This is a genomic window from Acidovorax sp. GW460-11-11-14-LB4 (genome assembly GCF_059423685.1).
The window spans coordinates 22,919-37,159 of sequence record NZ_JBWKYJ010000012.1 but is presented as its reverse complement, the minus strand read 5'-3'; the positions used below and the strand labels follow the sequence as shown (position 1 = coordinate 37,159).

Genomic DNA, 14,241 nt, shown 5'->3' with positions numbered 1-14,241 from the left:
TCGGTTGGATTCACCGTGCGGCGTGAACGCGGCTTTACGCTGGTTGAGTTGCTTGTAGTGTTTGGCATCATGGCACTCTTCATCGGGTTGGTGCCTGTGGCCTATGAGCGCATGCGAGAGGCATCGCAGTACCGTGATGCCGTACGCTCTATGTTCAATCAGTTGCGCTCGGCCCGCGCCACGGCTGTTAGTGAGGGCCGCGAGGTCCGCTTCACGGCAGACTTGGCTCGACGCCGCTATGGCGTCGAAGGTATGGAAGTCAAGGCTTTGCCTGAGCCGCTGCAGTTGCGTGCAGTCGTGGCAGACCGCGAGATTGGCCCTCAGGGGCTGGTGTCTATCCGGTTTCTTCCGTCCGGTGGTGCCACTGGCGGCAGCATAGAAATCCTGCGCTCTCCTGGCTCTGGAACGCGCTTGCGTGTGGACTGGTTATCCGGAAGAGCCACGCAGGAAGCATTGCTGCCATGAGGGCATTCAAGAGGCAACGTGGTCTCACGTTGCTCGAATTGTTGGTCGCGTTTGCCATCATGGCCATGTCGCTGGGCTTGCTCTACCGAGTTATGGGTGGCAGTGTTCGCAGTGCTGGGGACATAGAACGCTACCAGCGTGCAGTCGTCCTTGCCCAATCACTGTTGTCGTTGCGCGATACCGTGCCCGAGGGCGGGTGGCAACAATCGGGCGAATCGGCCGGTTACCTTTGGCAGATCCAGTCCGTACCTTATGCCACTGGGCTGTCGGGCCCCAACATTCCGGCGCTGCATGAGGTGAGTATCTCAATTACCTGGTCAGAGGACCGGCGTCCGCGCAGTTTTGATCTCACCACTTTGCGTCCTGAGCGCAAGCCCCCAGTACAGGTCCGCCCGTGATACAGAGTTTTATAACTCGTCGATCCGAAGAGCGAGGCTTTACTTTGGTGGAGCTCTTGGTCGTCATGACGTTGCTTTCGCTCGTGATGGTGGCTATGGCGTCTGCCTTGCGCACGGCATCACAAACGGAGGAGCGGGTGGATGTTCGCCTGCAGCGCGTGGATGATTTGCGCACCGTCAGTGGTTTTCTGCGTTCGATATTAGGACGAGTTTCTGCCCAAAAGATCGGCACCCCTGTGGCTAATGGTGCAAGTCCTTATTTTTTCAGTGGCTCGGTGTCGTCCATGAGTTGGGTTGGCGTCATGCCCGCCCGCTATGGAGCTGGTGGCCGGTACCACTTCCGACTCGAGTTAACAGATGCCGGGATCCTATTGTTGCAGTACATGCCTTGGGAGGGTGCAGCTGTGCTGCCTGATTGGGCCTCGGGAGAGAGTACGCCGCTTCTTGCCGGGGTGACGGGGCTGACGTTTCAGTACGAGGATGCCGCCGTCGAGCCTCCTGATTGGTCTGCCCCATGGACGATAACCGACCGATTGCCTGATCGGGTCTCGATTTCAGTGCGGACGAATTCTGGTCCCTGGCCAGAAATTGTCGTGCCGTTGAGGGTTTTGCCGGGTAGCGATCCTAGGACGAGCGGGCCTGTGTTTGGAGGTACCTGAACATGGCTCGAGATAGCGTGAATCTGCCTGTGCGTAGCCAGCGTGGCATGGCATTGTTGGCGGTGCTGTGGATCGTTGCGGCCTTGAGCATTATTGCGACGGGGACCATGCGTACCGTACGAACAGAAAGCCGAGCCATTGTGCAAGCTCGGCAGCAAGTGGAGGCGCAAGCACTGGGTGACGGTGCCATTCAGATGGCCTTGCAGGCGCTCGTTGCAAACAATCAGCCTCTGACGAAGGCTACCTTGACCGAGATTGCATACCGTAACGTCACCATGCAGGTACAGGCGATGCCTCTGAACGGGCTCATCGATATCAATATGGCGGGGTTGCCGCTGTTGGAGCGACTCCTGTCTGTAGCCGGCGGGCTCCCTGCTGAAGCAGCGCAGGCAACAGCCCAGGCCATAGTCCAGACGCGCATGCGCCGAGACACCAGAGGCGGCCCCCAGCGCTTTGAGGCAGAAGAGGACCTACTGCGAGTACCCGGTGTTGACTACGACCTCTATGCTAAACTGGAAGGCGTTTTGACCGCAGACTTGCAGGGTTCGGGGCGTGTGAACCCACTGGCGGCACCCGTCGAGGTGCTTGCGGTTCTGGCTGGCGGCAACACAGCTGCTGCTATGCAGATTGCAATGGCCCGAGATGCGGGCCAAATCGGCGTCGACACCACGGCATTAGATGGTAGTCTGCTGGATGCATCTGTATCCCGCCGCGTTCGAGTCCAGGCTCGCGTGCCCTTGGCCGATGGGGGGTACGTGCGCGTCTCGCGCAGCGTTGACCTCAATGCCCGCACACCTAATGGCGCGCCTTGGCACACCTTCCGGACTGCTGTGCGCCTTGAGCCCCGTAAATCGTAAGCCCCCCGATTCATCTACTAAATGCCAACCATTCAAACCGACGCCCGTTTTCTGGGGCTTGACCTGAGCGCCTTGGGGCGTAGCGTCCGACAGGCGTGGTCGGACATGCAGGGCTCACCGCCGTTTTCGTGGCTTACTCCGGATGCTTCTGTGATTCTGCTCCAGCAAGATGGTGGTGAGTCGCTGTGGAGGGGGGGCTCGCGTCGCGGCGTGAGCGGCAAGGGCATCCAGGCTCCATTCGTAGCAGTGGAGTTGCCCGATGAATTGCTGTTGCGCCGCACCTTGACAATCCCTGCCATGGGAGAGGTTGACACCGCAAGTGCAGCCGCACTTCAGGTGCGTACGGTCAGTCCCTTCATTGAGCAGGACCTTGTGTGGGGCTATCGTACCCGGCCTGGTGCAGCGGGTGGGGCGAACTTTCTGGATCTCGCATTGGCGTCCCGTAAGCAGATTGCGCAGTATCTTGAGGCGCAAACTAAGCGCTTGGGGGGCAAGACTCCAGAGGTCTGGGTAGACCTGGCTGCAGGGGCTCCCATCGTCTTCAATGGTTACGGCGAAGGAGCTCGGCTTGCTTCGGGCGCGCGAGGGCGATGGGCCCGTTACGGTCTTTTGGCCTCTGCGCTGATCTTGATGGCGGCCATTTTTGTAACTCCTACTTTGCAGTTGCGGGCGCGTGCTATCGAGGCTGTGGGTGCTTATGACGACGTCGTGCACCGCACGCCTGCTTTGGTGAAGGAGCGCGAAGTGCTCATGCAGTCGGTAGAAAAGCTCAACGTATTGTCTGAGCTGCTTGCAGGCCGTGTGGAGCCGATGAGAGTGCTTGATCGGCTTACTAAAGTGCTGCCCGACGACACGGCTCTCCAGGGGTTCACGCTCAAGGGGCCGAAGGTCACGATCACGGGCTTGACTGCCAATGCCTCTGCACTCATGCAGATCCTTGGCGAGCAACCAGGTATTCGCGATGTTCGTGCACCTACCCCCACTACGCGTGTTGCGGGCGCGAACTCCAAGGAAAACTTCGTCATCGAGTTTTCGCTTGACCCGCAAGAGTTTGGGGTTGCCTTGGTACCTCAACCTGCGGCCATGACGGCATCAATGCCTGCTTCAACCGTTACATCCGCAGCTCCTGCAGGAGTTGTGAACGCTCCGTCTACCCCGGTGGCTAAGCCTGCCTCCGCACCAAGCGCGGCTGCAAGTGCGTCGACGGCTACCGCTCCGCCCGCCGCCCCGGGCGCTCTTGTTCCTGTGTTTGGCGGAAGTCCGCCCCAAGTGCCTGCAAAGTCTTCCTCGGCAAAACCCGAGCGCAAAGGAGCTCCATGAACACGCTCGCAGTACGCCGAACGGCACTTGTCGTGCTGCTGCTGGCCGTTGTACTGCTCCCTGTCATTGGCGGAGCGGTGTATGTGCGGACCAAACACGCCTGGGGTAAGGAGCGTCTTGCGCAGATTGAACCCCGGTATGCGCGGCTGCTGGGGCTTGAATCGCAACGGGGCGAACTCGAAGCCGCACGCCAAAGAGCAACCGAGTTGCGCGCGCAGTACGTGTACCCTGCAGCTTTGGACGGAACCCAAACAGGCAACCAGGCTCAGCAAAAGGTGCGTGACCTGTTTTCATCCGCAGGGCTGCAGGTCATTACCAGCCAGGTTCTCCCTCCGAAGGAAGAGAAAGGTTTTGACCGTATTCCACTCGTCCTGCGTGCAGAGGGTGAATTGCTGGGTTTGCAAAGCGCGTTGGCAGTGCTTGGTGCTCAGCAGCCGGTCATTGTGATCAATGAATTGGATGTACAGGTATTGGGAGGGCTGGCAAACATCAACCCCAAATTGCCTCCGCGCCTGTCGGCGCAATTCACTCTGAGCGTGCTGAGAGAGCGGCCATGAAGAAATACTCGCTGCATGTTCTGTTGTTCGTCAATGCCGCATTGGCATTGGTGTTGGCGAGGCTTTGGATTGATTCATCGGGGCACCTGCGCAACATTCGCTGGCAAGCGCCGGCCCCGCAGACAGCGGACTATCCATCAATGGTGCCGGCGCTGCCGCGTGCGGTGCCGACCGATACCTCCCAGTTCATTGCCATGCTGGATCGGCCTGTCTTCTCGCCCACGCGGCGTCCTCCGCCTCCGCCCCCGCCGCCGGAGGAAAAAGCGCCAACTGACAATCTCAGCACTGCGCAGCTCTCAGGGCTCTTTATGGGGGATGGCGATGGAGGTGCCATCATCCAGATTGCGGGCAAACACAGGCGCGTCAGGTTGCGCGAGGTGGTCGAAGGCTGGGCGCTTTCGGTCATTCAAGACCGCAGTGTTACCTTTACGCAGGGCGGGCAGAGTCGAGTGCTCCAGCTGCCGCGTGCAGCATTGACCGCGTACACCGGTTTGCCCCCCAGTGCGGGCACCGCGGCCCCCCCGGTCGCTCCTCGGCCGGCTGCGGCGCAGAATTTGCCGCCGTCAGCCGCTAACAACGGTACGCCTGTTCCGCAACCGACGGCGCGTCCAACCGGGCGCCCGCTGGTGCCCGTCTTTGGCGGTAGCGCACCGCAATAACACAAACTGCTCGCCCCGCGCCGTGTCCAACTTCACCCCACAAGGGCTTGTGTAACTCTATGACTTCCACCCGATTTGTACTGACCGCCATTGCCCTTGCGGCTGCTCAGGCGGCACTAGCTCAGGATGTGCAGCCCGCTTCTGTAGAGGCTGCCCAGTCGCCTGCTGCGCGCACCCAGGCCCCTACCGCTCCGCGAGGCGCGGTCGCTGCGCCAGACGCGCCCGGTGCGGAGGTTGCTCCTTCCTCTGCCAGTCCGTCGCCCACCACTGCGCAACCCCGTTACATTCAGGGCAATGATCAGGTGTTGGCGCCCGCGCGGCCGGTTTCACCTATTGAAGGGGCTCCGCTCTCGTTCAATTTTGAAGAAGCGCCCGTTGCCGAGGTGGCTCGAACGATTTTGGGGGACATCCTCAAAATTCCTTACGTGCTGCACCCGCCGCTTGCCGGAACTGTCACCCTGTCCACGCGCACCCCCATCCAGCCAGACCAGGCTGTATTTTTGCTGGAAAGCGCATTGCAGGCCAATGGGCTTGCCATGGTGCGGGACGTACGGGGCACGTACCACGTCGGCAAAGCCGATGCACTCAAGAGCATCGGTAGCGCCGTACGCCAGTTCGCGGGCGGTAGCGGCGCACCCCTGCCTCCAGGGTATGGAGCCATCGTAGTTCCGCTGCGCTTCATTGGTGCGGGGGAGATGGCTACTATTCTCCGGCCGCTGGCACCCGCCGACGCCATCGTTCGTGTGGACAATGTGCGCAATCTGCTGGTGCTTGCCGGCACCCGTAGTCAGGCGGAGGGTTGGCTGGATCTCGTCAATACGTTTGATGTGGACCTGCTCAAAGGCATGTCCGTGGGGCTCTTTCCGCTGAAGTACGCCACCATCAGGGAGGTCGAGGCGGCCTTGCGGCTGGTCAGTGGTGCGGCCCAGGTGCCGTCGGGCGCCCCCAGCGGTTCCTCCCTGGCAACCACGGCAGGCGCAGCATCTGCGGCTTCGGGCGCGTCCGCAGCGGCTGCTATGCTGGGCGAGGGCAACCCGCTGTTTGGAGCCCTGCGAGTCATGCCGGTGGAGCGGCTCAATAGCATCTTGGTGGTGACACCTCGCGCTGCTTACCTGGAAGAGGCGCGCAGATGGATCGAAAAGCTCGACCAACCCAGCGACAACGGTGCCGAAGCGCAATTGTTCATCTACCGTGTCCAGAATGGCAATGCCAAGCACCTAGCCAGTGTGCTGTCCGGCATCTTTGGCTCTAGCCAGACCAACACGGCCACAGCCAACAGCGGCGTAGCTCCGGGTCTGGGTGGGGCGGCGGGTACGTCACAAGTGCAATCGCCCTTTGGCGGCACAGGCTCTGCATTCGGCAATAGCGCCTGGGGCAACTCCGGCAATACCGGCTACGCCACGACGAACCGCACCGGCTCGACCATGAGTGGCTCTAGCGCCTTTGGCAATACCAACTCCTTCCAGAACCGCAATAGCCAAACAGCAAACACCACATCCCAGGGCATGGTGGCAGCCAATGTGGGCGGAGTTCGCGTCATGGCGGACGAGCTCAACAACTCCATCCTGGTGTGGAGCACACGCGCTGAGTTCCAGAAGATCGAATCCACCCTGAAGCGGCTGGACCAGCCGCCTACCCAGGTGCTCATTGACGCCTCGATCGTCGAAGTAACATTGAACGATACGCTGCAGTACGGCCTGCAATGGGCATTTAGTGGTGGGACAGGGGGGGGCAACACCGGGGTGGGGCAGTTGTCCACGGGTACCAACAACTCCACAAACAGCGGCAGCCTCAATGTGGCCGCCGGCAGCGGGTTTACCTACTCTCTGATCAATTCGGCTAGCAAGGTGCGAGTTATTTTGAACGCGTTAGCGGGCCAGAACTTGTTGAAGGTGGTGTCCAATCCCTCACTGATGGTGTTGGACAATCACACTGCAATGATGGCTGTCGGGGACCAGGTGCCTGTGCTTAGCAGTACTACCGACTACATAAACAATAGCAACGCTTTGACCAGCACCGTGCAGTATCGGGACACGGGCGTGAATCTAGCGGTGACGCCGTCGGTGAATGCGGGCAACTTAGTCACCATGCAAATCGATCAGAGCATGACCGATCTTTCATCAGCCACAGGCGCTAACAGCCAGCCTGTTTTTCTGCAGCGGCAGATCAGCAGTAAGGTTGCAGTGCGCAGTGGCGACACCATTGTTCTGGGCGGTTTGATTAAAGACAATCGCTCGTCTCGGAAAAATGGCGTGCCCTTGCTCAAGGATGTGCCGCTACTGGGTAACTTGTTCAGCAACACCGACAACAGCGCAAGCCGCACCGAGTTGTTGGTGATACTTAGCCCCCGGGTGGTCCGCACCGACCCCGAAATACGCGAAGTGAGCGAAGACTTACGTGATCGCCTTCGAGGGCTGAACATCATTGAAATGCGCGATGGCGCCAAGGCGCGCCCTGCTCCTGCCGTGCAGTCCGTCAGCCCGCAGTAACTCGCGTGGTAGTTAGTGTTAGTAATCAATCAAACGTAGATTGTTAATAGAAGGAAACCATCAAGATGAAGACTCTTTCGTGGATTCGCCAGCGCCAACCTCTCTGGATGCCCGCGCTGGCCACAGTGGCTGCCATGGCGTTGGCTGGTTGCGCTACTTTGGCGGCTCCGCCAGAGAAGGTGGTGGAGAAGCGCGCCACCGAATACTGGAAGGCGCGCATTGCCGGCGATTACGCCAAGGCCTATTCGCTGTCCACACCCGCCTACCGCAAGCTGCATACTGCCGAGCAGTTTCGCGCGCAGTTCGGTGAGGGCGCATCCTTGCAGGGTGCAGAGCCCATCAATGTCACTTGCGAGCCAGAAAAATGCACGGTGCGCATCAAAATCAGTGCCGCACCTGCTCTGGCGGGCATGAATTTGGGTACCATTGCAACCCACCTGAGTGAGACTTGGCTGTTGGAAGACGGCCAGTGGTGGCGCTACCAAGATCTGTAAGCGATTGAGGCAGCTCCCTTGCAGGCCAAGGGGATGATGTTTGGGTTATTTGGGACTGTTGTATTTGGTCAACAAACACCAGCAGGCCCGCGTAATCAAGTGTAGTTCCCAAGAGCGCTGTGCTACGATTCTCTAGCGTAATCAATCGTGGTAGTTGCGCTTACCAACTTTTTAACTGGAGTTCTTGTATGAAAAAAAATGTGATGGCCCTGAGCATTGCTGCCATGATTGGTGGCCTGGGCTTCGCGGGTGCTGCGTCGGCTGACGTCGTCGTCGGTACCGATGCAGCCCAAACTGCTGCTACCTACGCCGGCAAGATCATTGCCAAGCCAACGGCAACTGCTCTGGCAGTGACGGCTGGTGGTGTGGGCCACGCTCTGGTGGTGCCTTACTTCAATGCGCAAAACGGCAACATGACCGTGCTGCACATCACCAACACCGACCAAACCAACGGTAAGGTCGCCAAGGTGCGTTTCCGCTCCGCTTCCAACTCTGACGACCTGCTGGACTTCCAGGTTTTCCTGTCGCCTGGCGACGTGTGGACGGCTGCTGTGACGGCTGATGCCAATGGCCTGGCTCAAATCACCACCGCAGACAACACCTGCACGGTGCCCGCACTGACCACCCAGTCCTTCAACAACTCCACCAGCCGCCTGCCTGGCTACCTGACGGAAGCTCAGCGCACTGCACTGACCCGCGAAGGTTACGTGGAAGTGTTCAACGTGGCTGACATCACGGCTCTGAAGTCTTTCGACACCAACGGTGCTCTGAATGCTGCTGGTCCTAACCGCTCCCCTCTGTACACTGCTACCAAGCACGTGTCTGGCGTGGCTCCTTGCTCTGTTGCCGGCTCTACTGCTCGTTCGACTCTGAACGCTGCCGCTATCGCCGACTACACCACTGAAGCTCAAGTGGCTGCTGCTGGCCTGGACAGCCCCACCGGCGGTCTGATGGGTGACTGGTACATCATCAATGTGCCCCAAACCACCGTGTTCTCGGGTGCTGCAACTGCTATCGCCGCCACCGTTGGTGCTGGTGGTGCGAATGGCGTGGGCAACTTCCGTCACTTTGCACAGCTGGGCAACAGCCTGGTTACGGGCAGCGCTGACGGTGCAAACGGCGTGACGGCTGATCCGTTGTTCCGTTCTGCGAACGTGTTTGATGCAACGGGTGCTGTTGTCGCTGCAGCTGCGCTGCCGATGCTGAACTACGACGCGCCTGACATGTCTACGCCTTTCTTCGGTGCGGCTACCTCTGCTAATACGCTGGCACAAGCGACGAACCTGCTGACGGCCCTGGCTGTGAAGTCGGTGACCAACCAGTACGCTCTGGACGCATCGATCACCGCGAAGACTGACTGGGTGTTCTCCATGCCCGCACGTCGTTACAACGTGGCTGCCAACTACGCAGCTGTGACTGGCACGAGCGGCGCTACTGGCCCAACGTCGTCCAACGCTAAGTACCGTCTGTTCACTGACTTGAACGCTTCCGCCACGCAAGCTGGTGAGTGGTTCTATCCTGCAGTGAATGGTGCTGTTTACGCTACGGGTGGCGGTACCTACAAGGCTGGTGGCAACACCACTGTGGACACCAACGGCAACATCTGCGTGTTCGCCGATGGTCAAAAGTTCTTCGACCGTGAAGAAACCTCTGCTACTGCAGGTCCAGTGTTCTCCCCTGGTACCGCTAGCTCCGTCTCCTTCTGCGGCGAAGTCAGCGTGCTGGCCTTCTCTGACACGGGCAACTCCGTGTTGGGCGCTTCGGTTGCTCGTAGCACCATCACTTCCGGCATCTACACGAACGGCTGGGGCGTGATCGACACGACCAACGCTGCTCAAGGTCTGCCACTGCTGGGTAACTCCTTCATCAAGCTGACCAACCCACAAGCTGGTGTCGGCGTGTCGGGTACCTACGGTATCTCTTGGCCACACCGCTACACGAAGTAATTCGTGGGCACTTAATCGCGGCAACGCGATCCAAAAAAGGCGGGGGATTCCCCGCCTTTTTTTCATTTCATATCTCCTTTTTATCCATGAAGCTTCTGACTACAACTTGCATCTCGCCGCTGCGCGGTATTACCTTGGCTGCTGCTTTGCTCGCCTGTGGTTCGATGGCCCAGGCAGCGGGCCCTGTGCCCTTGACTCAGGGCGGGAAATTTGCCATTACCAGCGTTGATCTGGAGGCAGATGCACTGATGCGCATGCCCGCAGAAATGCGCCCTATGGTGCTGGGCAACAAGCAGAGCGTGAGCCAAGTGGCCATGAATATGTATGTGCGCCGTGCGCTGGGCCAGCAGGCCTTGAAGGAAGGACTGGACAAGGACCCGCAGGTGGTTGCCATGCTGCAACTGGCGCGCGACAAGGTTCTGTCTGACATGATGCTGGCGCGCATTGATCAGCAGGCGGCCCCCAGCGACGCTGCTGCCCTTGAAATGGCTCGCAGCATTTACCGTGCGAAGCCTGAACGCTTCCAGGTGGGCGAGCAGGTACAAGCGCGGCACATTCTCATTGGAGGGGTCACCCCGGAATCGCGTGCCAAAGCCGAAAAATTGCTTGCGGACATCAAGAAGGGTGGCGATTTCGCCAAGCTGGCAGAAGAGCACTCCACGGACAAGGGCAGTGCAGCTCGTGGCGGCGATCTGGGTTTGTTCCCAAAGGGCCGGATGGTGCCCGCCTTTGATGAAGCTGTCTTTGATCTCAAGAAAAAAGGCGACCTCAGTGGTGTGGTGGAAACCCAGTTTGGATACCACATCATCCAGTTGGAAGACCGCAAGCCGCCAAGCAATCGCTCCTTCGACGAGGTGAAAGATGAGTTGCTCAAGGAAGTGCGCGCCAGCGTCACGCAAGATGCTCGCGTGAAGGCAGCACAAAAGCTGCAAGACGGTGTGGAGCCCAATGCCAAGGCCATTGAAGACTTTGCGGCAGGCTACGCCAAAGGAGCTAGCATCCCGGTGCCAGCCAAGTAATATGGGTAGCGGGCGGCCAATTGCCCAAGGCCTGATCGCCTGAAGCCAAGGCCAGACGAGCCACGGTGGGCGGCTGTCCGCCTGCAACCTTCTTCTGATGAATATTCTCTGGAGCGAAGCGCGCGCGCTGTGGCGTGCGCGCACATTGGTGTGGGTGCTCACGCGCCGGGAGGTGGCTTCACGCCACTCCGGTACGGCACTGGGCATTGTCTGGCCCTATCTGCAGCCACTGCTCACTGTGGCTGCGTACTATCTGGTGTTTGATGTGGTGTTTGGCATGCGCCTGGGCGAGCAGGCCCCTACAAGGGCCGTTGGCGCGTATCTGGTAGTTGGCGCCTTGCCGTGGATGGCGTTTTGCGATGCCGTACAGCGCGGCATGACGAGCTTGATCGACGCTGGCAGCCTGCTGCACAAGAACCCTCTGCCACCTGTGCTGTTTACGTCACGCTCAGTGTTGGCCAGCTTCTCTATTTATGGCCCGTTGCTGCTGCTGGTAGCGGTGGCTTACATTCCTGCGCATGGGCTGAAGCCAGCCATCCTGGCTCTGCTGCCTTTGCTGCTGCTGCAAATGCTGTTGTGCATGGTGCTGGGTTACGCACTGGCCATACTGGCTGCGGCGCTGCGAGACGTTGCGCAGCTGGTGGGCTTTCTGCTCTCCGTGGGCATTTATCTGTCACCCATTTTGTTTCCCATTCAGCTCTTTCCCCAAGCCTGGCGCTGGGTGCTATGGCTCAACCCGATGACGGGTCTGGTCATGGGATATCAGCAAGTGCTGCTGCAAGGTCTGTGGCCCCAGTGGAGCGTATGGTGCGCAACACTTGTGTGGGTGTGTGCACTGTCAGTGGTGCTGAACGCCCTGGTGGCCCGCAGCCGTGACCAATTGGTGGACTGGTTGTGAGCGCCAAAAACTCCCCCAATACGCCGAGCGTGGTGCCTGACACCGTGCTGTCAGTGGCTGGCGTAGCTAAAGAATACAAGCTTTATCCCACCCCCCGGGCCAGGCTGCGTGCGCTGTTGACGGGCAAAGCCACCCACCGCAGCCACTGGGCACTGAGCGATGTGTCGTTTGAATTGCGGCGTGGCGAATGTATTGGTGTGATCGGTGACAACGGTGCAGGCAAAAGCACTTTGCTCAAACTGTTGGCGGGTACTTTGCAGCCCAGCCATGGGCGTATTGATCGCGTAGGCAGGGTGACTGCCATTCTGGAGCTGGGCGCTGGCTTTCACCCCGACTTCAGCGGCCGCGACAATCTTTACTTCGCGGGCAGCCTGATCGGTATCAATCATGATGAGATGGCGCGCCTGGAGCCTGAAATCATCGATTTCTGCGAACTGGGTGAGGCGCTGGACCGGCCGGTAAAAACCTATTCGTCGGGCATGACCGTGCGCTTGGCGTTTGCCCTGGTGACTGCGGTGCAGCCCGACGTTTTGATCATCGACGAAGCGCTGGCCGTAGGGGATCAGAATTTTCAGAAAAAGTGTGTCGAGCGCATCACGGCGTTTCGTAACAGCGGCTGCACCATCCTGTTCTGTTCACACAGCCCCTACCACATTCGCCATCTGTGCGACCGGGCACTCTGGCTCAAGGGGGGGCGGGTGGAGCAGTTCGGCAATACAGAGGCGGTGCTTGCCGCGTACGACGTACACACGCGAGCGCGTGAAGCCGCGGCCGAGGGCGACGCTCCTGGTGGGCCCGTGCCAGCTGTGACCGAAGGTGCTGGTGCAGGGCATCCTCCAGATGGTTCAATGGCTGACCAGTCGCGGCATTTCACCGCCCCAAAGGCGGCAAGTGATGGCGGCAGTGCCTGCATTCTGTCGGTGGATGTGGCGCACCTCAATGATGCGGTGGGCGACCAGCCGCCGGTGCTCCAAGGCCATGATCTGGTGGTGACCATCCGTGCCCGAGGGCGGGGGATGGAGCGCCCGAATATCGGGTTCATGATCGAGCAGTCAAAGGGCGTGGGCATCACATCACTTGCTACGCACGAAGATGGAGCAGTGCCTGTCCAACTTGACGACGGCACCTGGCAATCCGTCCTGACCTTCCCGGATCTCCCTCTACACAGCGGCGACTATGTGATCAGTGCTTTTTTGTTCGACGAAACGGGGCTGGCAGTGTATGACCAGTGGTTTCAGTTTTTGCACTTCCGCTTCATTTTCCCCAAGCCGCTGCCTGGTTTGGTGCGGCTGCCCCACCGCTGGGGTTAACGCCCGCAGACCCTCCCGCAGATCCTCGGCTGACTCATTTGCGTACAGCGGGGCTGTCAAAGCACCAAGGCGCAGGATGTCGCGCTTGCATGTGCACCTGCCCTGCGCTCCCGAGTCTGCATCTTCCAGCTGCTCCCCGATAATCTGTGGTTTCTCGTGCATTCCAACACCATGACAGTTCTTCCAACATCGACATCCACCCTTGGCCAACAACTGCTGCGAGAGGGGAGTGAGCTGCTGGCACGGGGCGACAGGGAGGCTGCAGCGCAAGTGCTGGTGCGTGCGCGCGATGAACGCGATGTGGTGCTGGCCGCCCACGCACTCATAGAGGCGAATGACCTGATCGGGTCCTTCAACAACGTCATGGGGCTGAACTGCACCATCTCTGAGCAAGACGACATTTTCGGCTTCTTTCGAAGTCACCACTCAAGCCGTAACCCACTGCGCGACTACCTCGCGGACGGCTGGAGAACGTTGTCGGAGCTGATGCTGCTGCTGGAGGCGGTGGACCAGCCACTGTTGAGGACGCCCCGTGTGTTGGAATTCGCCAGCGGCCATGGCCGGTTTACCCGGCACTTGGTCAAGGCGCTGGGTTCTTCGCGGGTCGTGGTGTCGGATGTAGTGCCGAATGCGGTGGAGTTTTCTCGTAGCACGTTTGGTGTTGATGGCTTCTTGTCGACCAGCGTGCCTGAGAGTGTGCAATGGCCTGCCCGCTATGACCTGGTATTTGTGTTGTCTCTCTTCAGCCATTTGCCAAGCGCGACGTGGTCGCGTTGGCTCAAGGTGTTGTACGAAGCGGTTGCCCCTGGCGGGCTGCTGGTGTTCAGCACCCACGGTATCAAGGCGGCCGACTTTGATCATGTGACGCTGGACGAGGACGGCTATTTTTTTGCGGCTTCCAGCGAGTCCACCGCCATCGACGAGCAGGAATACGGCACCACTTTCACCTCAGAGGCGTTTGTCCTGGCGCGCATTGCCGAAACAGTGGGGGCCGACAGGCTGGTGCACAAGGCACCAGTTCATTTCTGGAACCACCAGGACGCTTACGTGCTGCGCAAACCGTGAAAGGAGCACTTGGGTGGAGCGTTGGCAGTGTGGCCAAGCAGCCCAGACTGCTTGCAACATGGTGCTGCTGCGGGAACGTAGGAAGCGATGGATCACAGTGCTATC

Annotated in this window: 14 protein-coding genes; all 14 read left to right on the top strand. The window is 59.7% G+C overall.

What is annotated here, in order from left to right; all coding sequences use genetic code 11:
* The first annotated feature begins 15 nt into the window (after window positions 1-15).
* The 14 genes from AC07X4_RS07125 to AC07X4_RS07060 all read left to right on the top strand — a co-directional run bounded on the left by AC07X4_RS07125 (window position 16) and on the right by AC07X4_RS07060 (window position 14,136).
* Window positions 16-465, top strand: a complete 450-nt coding sequence (locus AC07X4_RS07125) for a GspH/FimT family pseudopilin (protein WP_494739655.1) — start codon at window positions 16-18, stop codon at window positions 463-465.
* A complete protein-coding gene (locus AC07X4_RS07120) occupies window positions 462-863 on the top strand; it encodes a type IV pilus modification PilV family protein (protein ID WP_494739654.1) in 402 nt (133 codons plus the stop codon). The genes AC07X4_RS07125 and AC07X4_RS07120 overlap by 4 nt, the downstream gene beginning before the upstream one ends.
* On the top strand, window positions 860-1,522 hold the full coding sequence (locus tag AC07X4_RS07115) for a prepilin-type N-terminal cleavage/methylation domain-containing protein (RefSeq protein WP_395458057.1): 663 nt from the start codon (window positions 860-862) through the stop codon (window positions 1,520-1,522). Before AC07X4_RS07120 ends, AC07X4_RS07115 begins: the two co-directional genes overlap by 4 nt.
* A 17-nt stretch (window positions 1,523-1,539) precedes the next feature.
* On the top strand, window positions 1,540-2,379 hold the full coding sequence (locus AC07X4_RS07110) for a type II secretion system minor pseudopilin (RefSeq protein WP_494739653.1): 840 nt from the start codon (window positions 1,540-1,542) through the stop codon (window positions 2,377-2,379).
* A gap of 21 nt (window positions 2,380-2,400) precedes the next feature.
* The gene (locus AC07X4_RS07105; RefSeq protein WP_494739652.1) at window positions 2,401-3,699 is read left to right on the top strand and encodes a PilN domain-containing protein; all 1,299 of its coding nucleotides are present in this window, start codon (window positions 2,401-2,403) and stop codon (window positions 3,697-3,699) included.
* Complete coding sequence (gspM, locus tag AC07X4_RS07100) at window positions 3,696-4,256, top strand: type II secretion system protein GspM (RefSeq protein ID WP_056059445.1); 561 nt, start codon at window positions 3,696-3,698, stop codon at window positions 4,254-4,256. Before AC07X4_RS07105 ends, gspM begins: the two co-directional genes overlap by 4 nt.
* Window positions 4,253-4,915 (top strand): hypothetical protein, encoded by a 663-nt coding sequence (locus AC07X4_RS07095; RefSeq protein ID WP_494739651.1) that lies wholly within the window; start codon window positions 4,253-4,255, stop codon window positions 4,913-4,915. The genes gspM and AC07X4_RS07095 overlap by 4 nt, the downstream gene beginning before the upstream one ends.
* Before the next feature lie 59 nt (window positions 4,916-4,974).
* Window positions 4,975-7,404 carry a type II secretion system secretin GspD gene (gene gspD, locus AC07X4_RS07090; RefSeq protein WP_494739650.1) on the top strand — a complete coding sequence of 810 codons (2,430 nt, stop codon included), beginning with the start codon at window positions 4,975-4,977 and terminating at the stop codon, window positions 7,402-7,404.
* Window positions 7,405-7,469: 65 nt separating this feature from the next.
* On the top strand, window positions 7,470-7,898 hold the full coding sequence (locus tag AC07X4_RS07085; protein ID WP_494739649.1) for a hypothetical protein: 429 nt from the start codon (window positions 7,470-7,472) through the stop codon (window positions 7,896-7,898).
* 188 nt (window positions 7,899-8,086) lie between these two features.
* Window positions 8,087-9,844, top strand: a complete 1,758-nt coding sequence (locus AC07X4_RS07080; RefSeq protein ID WP_288851657.1) for a cell surface protein — start codon at window positions 8,087-8,089, stop codon at window positions 9,842-9,844.
* Window positions 9,820-10,863: a peptidylprolyl isomerase gene (locus tag AC07X4_RS07075; protein WP_494739648.1), complete on the top strand. Its 1,044-nt coding sequence runs from the start codon at window positions 9,820-9,822 to the stop codon at window positions 10,861-10,863. The genes AC07X4_RS07080 and AC07X4_RS07075 overlap by 25 nt, the downstream gene beginning before the upstream one ends.
* A 97-nt stretch (window positions 10,864-10,960) precedes the next feature.
* Window positions 10,961-11,761 (top strand): ABC transporter permease, encoded by an 801-nt coding sequence (locus tag AC07X4_RS07070; RefSeq protein WP_056059437.1) that lies wholly within the window; start codon window positions 10,961-10,963, stop codon window positions 11,759-11,761.
* Window positions 11,758-13,071, top strand: a complete 1,314-nt coding sequence (locus AC07X4_RS07065; RefSeq protein ID WP_494739647.1) for an ABC transporter ATP-binding protein — start codon at window positions 11,758-11,760, stop codon at window positions 13,069-13,071. The genes AC07X4_RS07070 and AC07X4_RS07065 overlap by 4 nt, the downstream gene beginning before the upstream one ends.
* Window positions 13,072-13,242: 171 nt before the next feature.
* Entirely contained in the window at window positions 13,243-14,136 is an 894-nt protein-coding gene (locus AC07X4_RS07060) for a class I SAM-dependent methyltransferase (RefSeq protein ID WP_494739646.1), read from the top strand.
* Window positions 14,137-14,241 lie beyond the last annotated feature (105 nt).